Annotated in this window: 17 protein-coding genes and 1 other RNA gene; 10 read left to right on the plus strand and 8 right to left on the minus strand. The window is 40.3% G+C overall.

Annotation, left to right across the window (positions count from 1 at the left end; translation table 11 throughout):
- The first annotated feature begins 198 nt into the window (after positions 1-198).
- The 7 genes from ACGF49_RS16220 to ACGF49_RS16250 all read left to right on the plus strand — a co-directional run bounded on the left by ACGF49_RS16220 (position 199) and on the right by ACGF49_RS16250 (position 5,899).
- Positions 199-585, plus strand: a complete 387-nt coding sequence (locus ACGF49_RS16220) for a Fic family protein (RefSeq protein ID WP_205068533.1) — start codon at positions 199-201, stop codon at positions 583-585.
- Between the two features lie 1,061 nt (positions 586-1,646).
- Positions 1,647-1,820, plus strand: a complete 174-nt coding sequence (locus ACGF49_RS16225) for a hypothetical protein (protein WP_158536502.1) — start codon at positions 1,647-1,649, stop codon at positions 1,818-1,820.
- Between the two features lie 98 nt (positions 1,821-1,918).
- Positions 1,919-2,275, plus strand: a complete 357-nt coding sequence (locus ACGF49_RS16230) for a hypothetical protein (protein ID WP_046973718.1) — start codon at positions 1,919-1,921, stop codon at positions 2,273-2,275.
- Positions 2,275-3,516 (plus strand): baseplate J/gp47 family protein, encoded by a 1,242-nt coding sequence (locus ACGF49_RS16235; RefSeq protein ID WP_387491869.1) that lies wholly within the window; start codon positions 2,275-2,277, stop codon positions 3,514-3,516. Before ACGF49_RS16230 ends, ACGF49_RS16235 begins: the two co-directional genes overlap by 1 nt.
- Positions 3,517-4,122, plus strand: a complete 606-nt coding sequence (locus ACGF49_RS16240; RefSeq protein WP_036770749.1) for a DUF2612 domain-containing protein — start codon at positions 3,517-3,519, stop codon at positions 4,120-4,122.
- Complete coding sequence (locus ACGF49_RS16245; RefSeq protein ID WP_387491872.1) at positions 4,109-5,452, plus strand: phage tail protein; 1,344 nt, start codon at positions 4,109-4,111, stop codon at positions 5,450-5,452. Before ACGF49_RS16240 ends, ACGF49_RS16245 begins: the two co-directional genes overlap by 14 nt.
- Complete coding sequence (locus ACGF49_RS16250; protein ID WP_113041410.1) at positions 5,453-5,899, plus strand: tail fiber assembly protein; 447 nt, start codon at positions 5,453-5,455, stop codon at positions 5,897-5,899.
- Positions 5,900-6,046: 147 nt separating this feature from the next.
- Here the strand turns inward: ACGF49_RS16250 and ACGF49_RS16255 are convergent, their stop codons facing one another.
- From ACGF49_RS16255 to smpB, 4 genes are all read right to left on the minus strand, one after another.
- Complete coding sequence (locus ACGF49_RS16255; RefSeq protein ID WP_113041409.1) at positions 6,047-6,331, minus strand: SymE family type I addiction module toxin; 285 nt, start codon at positions 6,329-6,331, stop codon at positions 6,047-6,049.
- Between the two features lie 142 nt (positions 6,332-6,473).
- Complete coding sequence (locus ACGF49_RS16260) at positions 6,474-6,659, minus strand: helix-turn-helix transcriptional regulator (RefSeq protein ID WP_046395821.1); 186 nt, start codon at positions 6,657-6,659, stop codon at positions 6,474-6,476.
- 362 nt (positions 6,660-7,021) lie between these two features.
- Positions 7,022-7,385, minus strand: a transfer-messenger RNA (tmRNA) gene (ssrA, locus tag ACGF49_RS16265).
- Between the two features lie 50 nt (positions 7,386-7,435).
- On the minus strand, positions 7,436-7,918 hold the full coding sequence (gene smpB, locus ACGF49_RS16270) for an SsrA-binding protein SmpB (RefSeq protein WP_015833415.1): 483 nt from the start codon (positions 7,916-7,918) through the stop codon (positions 7,436-7,438).
- Positions 7,919-8,074: 156 nt separating this feature from the next.
- Between smpB and ACGF49_RS16275 the strand changes: the two genes are divergently transcribed.
- Together ACGF49_RS16275 and ACGF49_RS16280 are read left to right on the plus strand one after the other, a co-directional pair.
- Complete coding sequence (locus tag ACGF49_RS16275; protein ID WP_112872053.1) at positions 8,075-8,509, plus strand: type II toxin-antitoxin system RatA family toxin; 435 nt, start codon at positions 8,075-8,077, stop codon at positions 8,507-8,509.
- Complete coding sequence (locus tag ACGF49_RS16280) at positions 8,502-8,795, plus strand: RnfH family protein (protein WP_112872052.1); 294 nt, start codon at positions 8,502-8,504, stop codon at positions 8,793-8,795. The genes ACGF49_RS16275 and ACGF49_RS16280 overlap by 8 nt, the downstream gene beginning before the upstream one ends.
- 55 nt (positions 8,796-8,850) lie before the next feature.
- Here the strand turns inward: ACGF49_RS16280 and bamE are convergent, their stop codons facing one another.
- From bamE to nadK, 3 genes are all read right to left on the minus strand, one after another.
- Complete coding sequence (gene bamE, locus ACGF49_RS16285) at positions 8,851-9,198, minus strand: outer membrane protein assembly factor BamE (RefSeq protein ID WP_387491878.1); 348 nt, start codon at positions 9,196-9,198, stop codon at positions 8,851-8,853.
- A gap of 195 nt (positions 9,199-9,393) precedes the next feature.
- Positions 9,394-11,055, minus strand: a complete 1,662-nt coding sequence (gene recN, locus ACGF49_RS16290; protein WP_113044323.1) for a DNA repair protein RecN — start codon at positions 11,053-11,055, stop codon at positions 9,394-9,396.
- Positions 11,056-11,143: 88 nt separating this feature from the next.
- Entirely contained in the window at positions 11,144-12,022 is an 879-nt protein-coding gene (nadK, locus tag ACGF49_RS16295) for an NAD(+) kinase (protein WP_113044324.1), read from the minus strand.
- Between the two features lie 124 nt (positions 12,023-12,146).
- On the opposite strand from nadK, the gene grpE reads away from it, so the two are divergent.
- Complete coding sequence (grpE, locus tag ACGF49_RS16300; protein WP_011147556.1) at positions 12,147-12,728, plus strand: nucleotide exchange factor GrpE; 582 nt, start codon at positions 12,147-12,149, stop codon at positions 12,726-12,728.
- Positions 12,729-12,796: 68 nt separating this feature from the next.
- On the opposite strand, the gene ung is transcribed toward grpE, so the two are convergent.
- Positions 12,797-13,477: a uracil-DNA glycosylase gene (gene ung / locus ACGF49_RS16305; RefSeq protein ID WP_113044325.1), complete on the minus strand. Its 681-nt coding sequence runs from the start codon at positions 13,475-13,477 to the stop codon at positions 12,797-12,799.
- Between the last annotated feature and the right edge of the window lie 360 nt (positions 13,478-13,837).

Here is a 13,837-nt window from a genome sequence, read left to right on the forward strand (position 1 = left end):
TATGGAAGAGAGAGATCTTAACGTTTTAATGAGAGAAATGCCTATAAAAAGTCATATTCTGATTTTTATTTAACCAAAATAACCTTATTAAAAATGTGAGATCTCACCCTGCGGCGGCAAGGGAGCGAATCCCCGGGAGCATAGATAACTATGTGACCGGGGTGAGTGAGTGCAGCCAACAAAGTGGCAACTTGAAAGATGACAGGTATATATGATTGGGCTGGTCAGCTAAGGATAATTGATAAATCTAAAGGGGATACCCGCTTCTGTCATGCTAAATGTATTGAGATAGAAGGGAATAGGATATTTGATATGCTAGAGAATGAACATTATCTTGTAGGATTAAACTATCAGAAACTTATTAGAAAACTTGCTGAATATTATGCAGAATTAAATGTGATTCATCCTTTTAGAGAAGGAAATGGGCGAACACAGCGACTATTATTTGAATATATTGTTATAAACTGTGGATATAAAATCTCTTTTGAATCTATAGATGCTAAACAGTGGATTGAAGCTAATATTTCTGCTTATCAATGTAACTATCAGCCATTAATAAGGATTTTTGAAAATTGTGTCTCTTAAATTATATAATTTTGAGATGATATAATAAATTATTTACTGGTATTTTTTATCTAAGATTTCTGGTGATTTCAACTTATGAGCTTGCCGATTAAGCATTCCACTTAATTTTGATTGAATTTATTTAAAGTGATTGACGGTTTAAAAAATATAAAATAAATAGAACCGTACAATGAAAGCGACAAGAACAAAACTATCCTTGTCACTTTGTTATTAAATATATTATTATCAATTGATTTAAAGGCAAATTGTCCAAAAGAAAAGGCTAATAATCATTACTGGCGTACATGTCTTAGCGCATTTACTCAGAGATTTCTCATTGTAATAACATAAATTTGCCGACGCGAAGTTAGGCGAGAAAGCGGTAATGCTCAATACTAAAAAACAAATTGATAGCTTTTTCATGGTTGGTACCTCATCAGGGGATTATGTAGAGTAAAATAATTTATCCTAGCTACTAATTATTGTTCAAGAATAGGTAATAAGTTCTCTTTTCGTATAATTTTTTGTTGTATTGTTGAAAATCTGTTGAAGTTAAGTATGGACTTTAATGATTTTTTAGCTGCTGGTATTTTGAGTAGAAATAATATACGCTTTAGTGTTTGTTTTAACTGACTTATTTAATTTAATTAAGATCATACTATAAAATTATTTTTCTTTACCAATAAGTAGGCTAGGGTTGTTATGCTTGAATATGCGATACTAAAAAAATCAAAGGCGCTAAATTTTTAATTAATGAAAACTTTATAAAGTTTCCAGACATTAAAATACCTATTGATATTACGTATGAAAATAAAAAATATGGTTTTGATATGGGGTTGTTCAACGGAGATAAATATGTCAGATTTGACTCATTGATGATAAAAGAGCATGACGATTTTCTAATATTAGAATGTGTCAATAAAACTGGTGTTATATGGTTTGTTTTTTTATTTAAAAATTATATTCCTGAAGAAATAAAAAACTGTAATTTTAGTGTTATCATTAATAATATGTTTGGTGATAAATGTGAACACCCCTTATGAGCTCAAAGCTCTTGGAGAGAAAATCTCTTAGGAGTCATTATGTCAAAGCAGAAAGCAGCCATTAAAGATATCAAAAAATTTGATACGCAGCAGGTGTATACTGCTGTGGGTGGGGCTATTGACTTGTTGATAAAAGCTGCCCCAAAAATGTTTGAGCATAAGCCAAAAGTTGAGCTTCAGGGAAAGCGTAAGAATCATCACCAAGCTGCTTAAAATTTTTTGAGTAGTCATCAATAAACCTGCCTACAGTGCGGGTTTTTTCATATCTACACCGCTTAATTGCGGTTTTTTTATTTCCATAGGAATCGAAAATGCAAACTCGTTCATTTCTTCTTGATACCGAGTCATGGGATTTAACGTTAGATGATTCTGGAAATATCGCCATTACTGATAATCCCTATTCTGTAGCGCAGGATGTCGCTTGTGCCTGTAGTACATATCTGGGTGAGTGCTGGTATGACACAGCATTGGGTATTCCTTATTACCAGCGAATTTTGGGATATTGGCCGGGAACTCAGCTAATCAACAGCAAAATGCAACAAGAAGCAATGAAGTTACCTTATGTTCAGTCTGCCACTTGTAAAGTTATAAATGGAAAGGAGAGAACTATTGCGGGCATGATGACAATAACGGACATGAACAATCAATCAACGGTGGTAAATTTCTGATGACTAACTCTGTAGTACTGACAACAAGTGTTCCAGGTGTAACCTTTACAAAGACGGGTCTAACTGTGCCCGACGAGGTTGATATTTTAAATGGGCGGCTAAATGATTTGGCTACAGCAATGGGTGGTGCAATGAGTACGAGCTTAACAACACCGCAAGGTCAAATAGCCATGAGTGATGCGGCTATCATTGCTGACAAGAACGATCAGTTACTTGCTATCGTCAATCAAATTAATCCGGATTATGCAACCGGACGTTTTCAAGATGCTATCGGACGAATTTATTTTTTAGATCGAATTCCAGCATCGGGAACAACGGTAACAGCAACATGCACTGGGTTAGTTAATACAGTTATTCCAATTGGTAGTATTGCTCAAGATAAAAAAGGGTATCTTTATCATTCACTAACAGAGGTTAAGATCCCGGGCAGCGGCTCTGTTGATGTTGTTTTCCAAAACTCAACATCAGGGCCGTTAGCATGCCAAATTGATGACTTGAACACGATTTATAGCTCGGTGCCCGGTTGGTCAGGTATCAGTAATGCGAGTGCTGGCGTACCTGGCATAGATGAGGAAACCCGCGCTAATTTTGAGTATCGTCGTAAACAATCTGTTGCTAAAAATGCGACAAACTCATTACATGCCATTTATGCCGCAGTATTAGAAGTAAATGGCGTGGCAGACGCATACGTTATTTCAAATGATACATCGGTAGTAAAAACGGTCGGGGTATCAAAATACAGAATGGTGCCAAACTCTATTTATAGTGCTGTGTATGGGGGAAAGACTGAGGATGTCGCTAGAGTAATCTGGAAGAAAAAGCCTCCAGGTATTCCTACGAACGGAAATACAACTCACACAATTGTGGATGATGAAAACTATGTTCAGCCTTACCCCGAATATGAAATTAAATATGTGATACCCGCGCCCATTCGTGTCTATGTTGACGTCTCACTTGCGAATAGCGATTACCTTCCTGCTGATATTGAAACACAGGTTAAGTCAGCTATAGCGCAAGCATTTAACGGAGAAGACGGTGGAACGCGAGCAAGAATAGCATCTACATTATTTGCTGGTAGATATTATTCAGGCGTTTATAACATAGATACATCGAGTGTTGATATTTACAATATTACGCTTAGCCGTGACGGTATTACTTATTCAACATCAATTAGTTTTGGTATTGATGAAATCCCAACGCTTGACGTTGATAATATTTCTGTGAAATTAGTAGGTTCATAAATGGAAAATGTGGGAGCAACTATTCTTGCTCAGTATGCCGCTAGTCCAAAACTCAACTCACTTATTCGAAGCTTCAATGCCGCTGTTTCCTCTGCTGAATTTATTAATACATTTTACGATCTGATTTGGAACATTGACACAGCAAATACTTACGGACTGGATGTGTGGGGAAAAATAGTGAATGTCAGCAGGCGGCTTACTGTTAATGAAAATGTAAAATATATAGGTTTTGGTGAAGCTTTACTGAATGTTCCGACAACGACAGATCCAAATCCATTTGACCAAGCACCATTTTATTCCGGGGAGTCAAAAACAAAAACTATTGAGCTATCAGATCAGATGTACCGAAAGCTAATTATGATGAAAGCCATGTCAAATATATCTGACTGTACTATACCAAACATCAACAGAATGCTTGTTTATATGTTTAGCGATAGTGGACGTGCATATATCACTGATGATGGAAATATGAAGATGAGTTATGTATTTGAATTTCAGCTATCAACAGCAGAATTAGCAATTGTTCAAACATCGGGAGCACTGCCTTACCCGGTTGGTGTCAGTGTCGCAATCGTTCAAAGGATACCAACAAATGAAATCAACTGAAAAACCTAATCTTATTGCTGTTCCGTTTGCGAGCGCCGGAGACTATAACGAGATTGCAACAAAATCAACTGAAAGCAGCTTGGCAAAAGGCGTAGCTACGTATCTGAGCGGTTTTCCCCCGTTAACGATGACAGCAATATCTGCTGGTGGAATTCCTCCATCTGGCAAGGATATGAACGGGATATTGAATGATATTACTACCGCAATACGTTATTCAATGTCTGGTGGCTTGTATTCGTATAATGCTGACTTTAGTGCTGCCATTGATGGTTATCCTAAAGGAGCCATTGTTGCCAGTTTTGATGGAAGTAAAATTTGGTGGAATGGGGTAGAAGATAACAATACAGATCCGGATAGTACATCAGTTTCCGGTTGGAAAAATCTACTAGCAGATCCTAATGGGTTATTTCTACAGAAAGCTAATAACTTATCTGATATTAATAACAAAGCGACAGCGCGTAATAATTTGGGACTGGGAGAGATTGCAACTCAAGATTTTATTCCTGACGCCACACTCACAGAAAAAGGCATCACCCAACTTACAGACAAGACAGGTAACAGTAATACCCTTGCAGCAACTCAGAAACTTGTTTCTGATGTGAATGATAATGCCAATAATAAGCTCGCTAAAAATCAAAATGGCGCTGACATCTTCAATAAAACTGAATTTGTAAAAAATATCGGTTTATCGGAAACGATGGAGTTGGCTAAAGGGGCGGTGCCGAATAGCCGGAAAATTAACGGGAAGCTGTTGGCCGGGGATATTAGTTTGAATGCTGGGGATGTGGGAAGTTATGCTAAATCTGAGAGCGATAATACTTTCTTGCGCATTTCTAGCGATAAAACCGCAACAATTGGCAGTTTACTGATTGATAGTAAAACGCCATTTCCTGAATTGCGTTTCAAATCGAAAGATGGGTATGTATTGGGGATTAACGGTTCAGAAGGGAAATTGTTGCATATCTATTCTAACGATACCAGGAATCAGCGGCGTTACAATATATTAATACCTGAGAGAAGTGGTACTCTTGCATTACAAAATGCAGCCATAAAATCCGAAAATGGCTGGTGGCAATGTGGAGATACGGGGATTATTATTCAATGGGTTAAGGTTGCATCAGGTCAGCAATCATGGATAAAAGTAAATTATCCAATTTCTTTTAAAAATAAGTTTTTTGGTTATACTGCAAGCATGTCGAGTATAAATACATCAACTGGTCACACATTAGTACGTAATGCAACATTATCGACATTTGAATATCAAGTAGGTACTCCCAACAATAATGAGAACCCAGGCAAAGTTGTACATATATTATTTTGGGGGGTATAAATGGTCTATTTTTCCAGAAAAGAATGTGCTTTTTATAATGAAGCTCATGAAGAGTGTGTTGAAATAACAGTAGAAAAACACAATGAATTGCTTGACGGTCAATCACGCGGCTTTGCTATCGTCAGAGGTAAAGAGGGTTATCCAATTCTTACAAAGCAAGCACCGTCTGTTTATCACAAATGGGATAGTGAAAAGTGGATAATATCAGAAAGTGATAAAATAAAGCTTAGACGGGAACAGCAGCAACAAGCAGAACATAAGAAACAGCAACTTATGTTCACTGTAAGTAAACAGATCGCTCCGTTACAAGATGCTGTAGATTTGGGGATGTCGAGTGATGAGGAAAAATCGCTGTTAGCAGAGTTAAAAAAATATAGAGTATTATTGAACCGTGTTGATGTTAATTCAGCGTCAGATATTAACTGGCCCGAAAAACCCTTAGAATAATGGAATCAGGGCCAATTGAACCGACCCCCAATAGTTAGATAAGTCTAATCAAAAATGGCTTTTTTGCACTACTCTGACTGAATCGCCCTTTAAATGTTGGATAACCATCCAACATTTAAAGGTGTAGTCCATTTATGCTTTAATCTATTAGATAATCATCAACCCACCAGGATAATACTTAATCCAGTCAATAGCAGCATTGGGGTTAAATGGCTCAATACTCAGTCCTTCCAGGCATTGCCAGAGTTCCTGGGTGTTCTGGGTGGTAATAACAATACAGTCCGGCATCACCCGGATTTTTAGTGGCATTCCGAAGGTAAATCCCGCCTCCTGTAACCATTTTCCTTTTAAAGAAATGCCGTTTTTAGCTACCTTGCCAAAACGTTCAGCTTGGGAAATTCGCTGAATTGTTTTATTATCGCGTTTAGCCATAATTAACTACCTCGTATAGTTAGTTGTGGTAAGCAGGGTTATCGGGTGCCAGCCCGGTAGCTCTGCGTCAGTGAAAATAGTCTCTCAATGTCGAATTATGAACTATAGGTCACTTTTATGCAATAAAAATGTGACCTATAGTTTATCTGGGCTTTTCGTTTTCAGGCAGTCCATTGAGGGCGTCATTCCAGTGTTGATCCCGTTCTATATTATTCACTATTTTGCTGATCCATGTTTCTGATTTGCCCCACCGTATAGCCAGTTCGCGGCGCGTCCAGCCTTTTCGTTTCATTTCAGACTTAAACAATTCTGGCGGTATACGTTTCAAAATTACTCCACAAATATAAACTATTTATTGACACATCATAGTATAGCCATTTCGCCGGTAGGGTGACATTAGTAAATAAAATGACCGCAAAAACTGACGGTATCAAGTGCTGGATTTATGAATAATGCCCTATGAGGCAGAGATCTGGTGAGGCATTTTATTTTGCACTATGCATTATAAAATAGAGGTAGTTACTATGCTATAGACATAAAAAAACCAACCTAATTGTGGTTGGTTTTTCCAAAAGCTCCGCGGCTCCTTTGCGTATCCTTTTGTGTCCCTTCGTTGTCCGGTCAGTGTCCAATCAACTTTGCTAACTTACTGTTTTTAAAGCTGTTGTCCTGTCACCGTCCTTACTAAATTGGTGGAGCTGGCGGGAGTTGAACCCGCGTCCGAAATTCCTACATCCTTGGTACTACATGCTTAGTCTAATCTTTACATTCGCTTGCCAGCTGCGGATAGACACGCCACTAACAAACTAGCCTGATTAGATTTAACGCTTCAACCCCAGGCAAGGCATCCACGCGATCTCTTTTGGGTTTGACCTCTCTTGATCCCCGTCCTAAGAGCGGAGGCTAGGGAGAGAGGGCTCTGCGCAGGTTATTAAGCTGCTAGTGCGTATTTTTCGTCGTTTGCGACTATTTTTTTGCGGCTTTTTACGAGGCCAACCGCCCCTCGGCATGCACCTTGGGTTTCGCGAATCCCGTCGAATCCAGAATCAGCCCCAAGTGTCTTAAACGCAAGTATATCAGAATACTAAACCATAATGCCAGAATTTATCGCCCAGCATTCTTCATAATACGCGCTTTGTCTAATTTCCATTCACGTTCTTTGATGTCCGAACGTTTGTCGTGTGCCTTTTTGCCTTTCGCTACGCCAATTTTGACTTTGCACCAAGCATTTTTCCAATAAAGAGATAAGGCAACAACGGTATAACCTTCACGATTGACTCGACCATATAACGAATCAAGTTCGCGTTGATTAAGTAAGAGTTTGCGTGAACGCATTGGATCACAGACGACATGGGAAGAAGCTACATTTAACGGAGTGATGGTGGCACCAAAAAGATAAGCGTCGCCATCTTTGAGCAAAACGTAACTGTCGCTGATATTAGCTTTACCAGCGCGCAGTGATTTGACTTCCCATCCTTGTAACGAGAGACCCGCTTCAAATTCTTCTTCAATGAAGTATTCGTGACGAGCTCGTCTATTCATGGCAATGGTTGCCGAACCGGGTTTGTGTGCTTTTTTCTTTGTCATAGTGTATGCATTATACTGAATGCTTTGGTGAAAGAAATCTTTTCCCGCGCATATTTGCTGATTAATGCGTGTTTATTGCATTATACGCTGACAGTTTTTTCTTTGATCACGTATAGGTGATATTATTTGCTACAATTAAGCCTTACAGGAAATTATATGCCACAGATTAGTCGCTCTGCGTTAGTACCGTATAGCGTGGAACAAATGTATAAATTGGTCAATGATATCGATTCTTACCCGGATTTTTTGCCGGGGTGTGTCGGCAGTCGGGTGCTGAGTGTTAGCAGTAACGAAATGACTGCATCAGTCGATGTTTCGAAAGCGGGTATAAGTAAGACTTTTGTTACCCGGAATATTCTGGCCGATAACCAAAGCATTAATATGCAACTGGTCGACGGGCCTTTTCGTAAGTTGATGGGAGGCTGGCAGTTCATACCATTGAGTGAAGATGCCTGTAAAGTTGAGTTGCACCTTGATTTTGAATTCACTAATAAGCTGATTGAATTGGCTTTCGGTAAGATTTTTAAGGAGCTGGCTGGAAGTATGGTGCAGGCTTTTACTCTGCGTGCACGCGAGGTTTATCGTGTCTGATATCAATATCGAAGTTGTTTATGCATTGCCTGATCGCCAATATCTGCGTACGGTGAAATTGGCTCAAGGCTCAACTGTTGAGCAGGCAATAGTTGCATCAGGTTTACTGACTTTGCGTAATGATATTGATTTGCAAAAGAATAAAGTCGGAATTTATAGCCGTCCTGTCAAGTTGACGGATATTTTGGAAGAGGGTGATAGGGTGGAAATTTACCGCCCACTATTGGCTGATCCAAAAGAAATGCGTCGTAAGCGTGCTGAGCGGGCTAAAAATAATGCTCAATAATTACTATAGACAGTCAGTTATCTATTTTTTTGACGGACTGTCTATATTTCTTCGGTTATTGAAGATCTTCGGTAAGTGAATTTTCGTTTTTAATGTCAGTCAGTACACCATTACTGTTAAATGTCAGGGTCAGAGTTTGCTGAGTTACTTTTTCGTGCCCAGGTTGCTGACGGAATACATAAAACCACGTTTGAGTCCCAAACGGGTCTTGTAACATGGGGGTTCCTAATGTGTAAGCTACCTGTTGCTGGGTCATTCCCTTGTGGATTTTTGATACACTAGTCGGTGTTAGGTAGTTCCCCTGATTAATGTCAGGGCGATAAACAGCCCGTTCCAACGTAGAGCAACCCGCAGTCAGCATAACGAATGATATAGCAGCGGCAGTCAACATTTTACAGTGCATGGTAATTACATTCCTTTAGGAGTCAGGGGGTTGATAATAATAGACCTTGACGAAATTGAAAACCTTTATACCCGTTATCTTTCAAGTTGCCTCTTTGTTGGCTACGCTCACTCACCCCGTCGCGATGCATCTTGAAATCCATAGGGTATACAAGCTTTAGCTATGACCTTAAATATACGCAAAAGTTGTATCAAATTACGCTGCTAGCAGCTCTTTAGCGTTTGCCAGGGTATTTTTTGTTACTTCACTGCCCGCGAGAAGCCGCGCCAGCTCTTGTAATCTGGCTTTTTTATCCAGCAGTTGCATTTGAGTTTCAGTTTCTTCACCGTCAGTCTGTTTACTGACATAAAAATGTTGGTGACCACAACCGGCTACTTGAGGTAGGTGGGTGACGCACATAACCTGTGTAGATTCGCCTAATTCACGTAACAGACGGCCGACAATTGCAGCTGTTGGGCCGCTGATACCGACATCCACTTCATCGAAAATCAAGGCGGACGTTTCCATTTTCTTAGCCGTTATAACCTGAATTGCCAGCGCAATACGGGAAAGTTCACCACCTGAAGCAACTTTTGCGAGAGATTGGTGTGGCTGACCGGGGTTAGTGGTGACGTTAAATTCAACTTTATCTGAACCATCAGCATTCAGATGTTCAGGTGCAAAAGAGACATCAATGGTAAAGCGACCATGAGGCATGGCGAGTTGATGCATACTGTGAGTAATGAGTTCACTGAGTTCTTTAGCATATTGTTGACGAACCAGATGCAATCTTTCTGCAACTTCCAATGCCAGCTTATGGTGTTTATTGACCTGCTCGCTAAGGTGGGTGCAGTCATCTTCTTGCTGCGCCAGTAATTGCTGTTCTTCTAATAATTGTTGATGTAGTGAAGGAAGTTCTTCCGGTGCAACGTGGTGTTTGCGGGCCACTCTAATTTGTTGTGAAATTTTTTGTTCCAGCTCAAAAAGACGATTTGGGTCCATATCCAGTTGATCACCGTAATGGCGGAGTTCATCGCTGACTTCATTAATTTGAATGGATGCTTCTTCTAACATGGTGAGTAATTGACTGAATTTATCATCCATAGTAATGAGTTCTGCCAGTTCGTGTTTGGCGTAGTTCAGCAGACTGGTAATATTTTGTTCATCGTTATCACTAAGTAACTGGAGTGCGGTTTGGCTGACAGATAGTAGCTGACCACGGTTTGCTAGCCGTTTATATTCATTATCTTGTTCTTGATATTCACCTGATTGTGGTGCCAGCTCATTGAGCTCTTTTAAGTGATACTCCAGTAACTGTTGACGAGATTGACGTGCAAGCGCCTGTTGTTGGAATCGAGCCAGATCCTGACAACTTTGGTGCCATTGCTGATATGCCTGTTTCATTTCATTTTGCAGATTGAATTGATTAGCGTAAGTATCAAGCAGGCGTTTTTGGTGGCCGTTATTTAATAGTAATTGATGGGCGTGCTGACCGTGAATTTGAATAAGGTGGGTACCCAATTCGCGTAATTGGGAAATCGGTACGGCAGTGCCATTGATAAAGCCTCTGGAACGACCATCTGACGTTATTGTACGGCGTAGTAAGCATTCATTACTGTCATCAAGTTGGTGTGCTTCTAGCCATTGGCGAGCAGAAGGCGTATCAGAAAGAGAAAACCGGGCACAAATATCAGCACGAGAAGCCCCGCTACGCACCATATTGGCCTCACCACGATTACCCAGACATAAACCTAATGCATCAATTGCGATGGATTTACCCGCGCCGGTTTCACCTGTGATGGCTGTCATGCCTGGCTGGAAGTCAATTTCAAGCTCACGAACAATGGCAAAATTGCTAATGGTTAACTGGGTGAGCATCACACTTCTCCTGTGTATAAAAACACCTCTGTATCTTCATACAGTATAAACTGGTTTTTTATACAGTAAAGTAGTGAGACCTAATTTTTTAGAACATTTTTTTAGACCAGCTTAGTTTTGTACTTAATGTGTTGAAGTAATTATAGTCTTGAGGATGAATGAGATTGAGCTTCTGTTTGCTGCGGCTAATAACTACATCCTCTCCATCCTGTATAGGTAGAACTATTTGGCTATCGCAACTGACTTCATAATCGTTGCTATTTTGGGAAAATTTCAGCCTGATGCTGCTTTCACTACTGATAACCAATGGTCGGGAAGACAATGTATGTGGGAACATCGGTACCAGGACGATAGCATCCAGATTTGGTGTCAGAATTGGCCCGCCTGCGGAAAGCGAGTAAGCTGTGGAACCCGTTGGCGTTGCGATAATTAGTCCGTCAGAACGTTGGGAAAAGGCAAAACGTTCATCAATATAGACTTCGAATTCAATCATATGTGCCACTTTCCCCGGATGGAGTACGACTTCGTTGATAGCGGTACTGATACGAGGTTTCTGGCCGTTTCTTCTGACTTGAGCTTCTAGTAGGAAACGGTGTTCGTTCCGATATTCGCCATCCAATACTTCAGAAAGTTGTTGCAAAGCATTATCAGGATCTAAGTCGGTCAGAAAACCTAGATTGCCTCTGTTAATACCAATGACTTTAATGTCATAACGGGAAAGGACCCGGGCAGCGCCCAACATATTGCCGTCACCACCAACAACGACAGCTAAATCAGCTTGTTTGCCAATTTCGGTCAGACCGCCAGTTTGTGCATCTTTTAAACCAATGTCTTTGGCAACCTGACGATCAATAATGACAGAATAACCTTTGGATTTTAACCAATGATAAAGCATCTCATGAGTAGCAAGTGCTTCTGGGTGGCGAGGATGACCAACAATACCTATGCATTTGAATTTTTTATTCATCGTTGTAATTGCCTTCTAGCAAGAGGTTTTATCCTCACAATACGGCGGGTTCCCTTGAATCCCCAGTTTAGATCCCCATAATAGGCTAAGTAGCGAGATTAATGCCAAATACGCGGAGATATTCATGAGTAGTAAAGAACAAAAAATGCCTGACGAGCAAGTCTCGGAAGATATGGAAGTTGTATCTGAACAGCAAAATAGTGCGGATAAAGCAGAAGCATCAGAGACAGAAAGCGTTGTTGATCCGCGTGTCGCAGAGCTGGAAGAACAGCTCAAGCAGGCGCAACAACGTGAACGTGATGCCATTTTGCGTGCTAAGGCTGAAGTTGAAAATATCCGTCGTCGTACTGAGCAAGATGTGGAAAAAGCCCATAAGTTTGCGTTAGAAAGATTTGCCAATGAACTGCTACCAGTGATTGATAATCTTGAGCGCGCTTTGGAGGTGGCAGATCGTACTAATACCGAAATAGCACCTATGGTTGAAGGCATCGAGCTGACGTTGAAGTCTTTCCTTGGGGCTGTGGGTAAATTTGGTATTGAAGTTGTTGGCGACACAAATGTTCCTTTTAATCCTGAAATTCATCAGGCTATGACCATGATGGAATCCGATCAGCATGAACCAAATCATGTCATGATGGTCATGCAGAAAGGGTATACCTTAAATGGCCGTTTGTTACGCCCGGCAATGGTAGCTGTATCAAAGTAATTCTAGCTCAGTAGTCATTTTAGTTCAGTAATAAGTATCAATGCCGCTCCAACAGGGGCGGCATTTTTTTATTGTGGCAACTCAGGTGTCCAGTTGATTGGCTCGATGCCTTGTTTTTCTAGCAATGCATTGGCTTTTGAAAAGTGTTTGCAGCCAAAGAACCCTCTGTGAGCAGATAGTGGAGATGGATGAGGTGCTTTGAGAACATGGTGTTTATTAGCATCAATAAAGTAGCCCTTTTTCTGAGCGTGGGAGCCCCAAAGCAGAAAAACGACACCTGAACGGTGCTCATTGATAGCGGCAATGACTTTATCAGTGAACGTTTCCCACCCCAGATTCGCGTGGGAGTGTGCATTACCACGTTCTACGGTGAGTACGGTATTGAGTAGTAACACCCCTTGTTTAGCCCAACTGACTAGGCAACCGTGATTTGGATGCTGGAAGTCAGGTATATCGGATGCCAGCTCTTTGTACATATTAACCAGAGAAGGTGGCGCAGGAATACCCGGTTGTACAGAAAAAGAGAGGCCATGTGCCTGATTGGGGCCGTGGTAAGGGTCTTGCCCAAGTATCACCACCTTAATATCAGCCAATTCGGTGTAGCGGAATGCATTAAATACATCCTGTTGTGGCGGATAAATAGTTTTACCTGCCTGACGTTCTTTTGCGACATAGGCCAGCGTGTCGAGAAAATAGGGCTGTTTTTTCTCGTTACCGATTACGTCGTGCCATGTGAGGGGTGCGGACATAGTAAATCCTTTTTATATAATTACCAAATGGATGTTAGCTTACCGATTACAAAATCAGAGGAAAACCTTTGATGCACATTAAAACTAAATTCTTGATAACTATTTCAATGTTGTAAAGTATTTTTGAAAGTTTATCCAAAAAATTGCTTTGAGGTTAGCTATAGAAACTTATTTAAAACGTAAGGTAGCAGTATGTTTTATAGTAACTATATGAAATTAACTGTTTTGAATCAATGAGTATCCTCATTTGTGTGGGTATATAGGAATGAGGCATATTGTTTTGACCAAATAACCAAGATAACTCATTGATAATTTGGTTTATTGTGCGAACGTAGAGATAGAAATGATTAAAGGTATTTA

Origin of the sequence: Photorhabdus sp. RM96S (genome assembly GCF_042879335.1) — a bacterium.
Lineage (GTDB): Bacteria > Pseudomonadota > Gammaproteobacteria > Enterobacterales > Enterobacteriaceae > Photorhabdus > Photorhabdus kayaii.

Bases quoted from the DNA above. Each gene is read 5' to 3' on its own strand.
- ACGF49_RS16255 (WP_113041409.1), bottom strand. From the start codon at position 6,331: ATGGCTAAACGCGATAATAAAACAATTCAGCGAATTTCCCAAGCTGAA.
- nadK (WP_113044324.1), bottom strand. From the start codon at position 12,022: ATGAATAAAAAATTCAAATGCATAGGTATTGTTGGTCATCCTCGCCAC.
- ACGF49_RS16240 (WP_036770749.1), top strand. From the start codon at position 3,517: ATGGAAAATGTGGGAGCAACTATTCTTGCTCAGTATGCCGCTAGTCCA.
- ACGF49_RS16235 (WP_387491869.1), top strand. From the start codon at position 2,275: ATGACTAACTCTGTAGTACTGACAACAAGTGTTCCAGGTGTAACCTTT.
- smpB (WP_015833415.1), bottom strand. From the start codon at position 7,918: ATGACAAAGAAAAAAGCACACAAACCCGGTTCGGCAACCATTGCCATG.
- ACGF49_RS16275 (WP_112872053.1), top strand. From the start codon at position 8,075: ATGCCACAGATTAGTCGCTCTGCGTTAGTACCGTATAGCGTGGAACAA.
- ACGF49_RS16220 (WP_205068533.1), top strand. From the start codon at position 199: ATGACAGGTATATATGATTGGGCTGGTCAGCTAAGGATAATTGATAAA.
- ACGF49_RS16230 (WP_046973718.1), top strand. From the start codon at position 1,919: ATGCAAACTCGTTCATTTCTTCTTGATACCGAGTCATGGGATTTAACG.
- ung (WP_113044325.1), bottom strand. From the start codon at position 13,477: ATGTCCGCACCCCTCACATGGCACGACGTAATCGGTAACGAGAAAAAA.
- grpE (WP_011147556.1), top strand. From the start codon at position 12,147: ATGAGTAGTAAAGAACAAAAAATGCCTGACGAGCAAGTCTCGGAAGAT.
- ACGF49_RS16225 (WP_158536502.1), top strand. From the start codon at position 1,647: ATGTCAAAGCAGAAAGCAGCCATTAAAGATATCAAAAAATTTGATACG.
- ACGF49_RS16250 (WP_113041410.1), top strand. From the start codon at position 5,453: ATGGTCTATTTTTCCAGAAAAGAATGTGCTTTTTATAATGAAGCTCAT.
- recN (WP_113044323.1), bottom strand. From the start codon at position 11,055: ATGCTCACCCAGTTAACCATTAGCAATTTTGCCATTGTTCGTGAGCTT.
- bamE (WP_387491878.1), bottom strand. From the start codon at position 9,198: ATGCACTGTAAAATGTTGACTGCCGCTGCTATATCATTCGTTATGCTG.
- ACGF49_RS16245 (WP_387491872.1), top strand. From the start codon at position 4,109: ATGAAATCAACTGAAAAACCTAATCTTATTGCTGTTCCGTTTGCGAGC.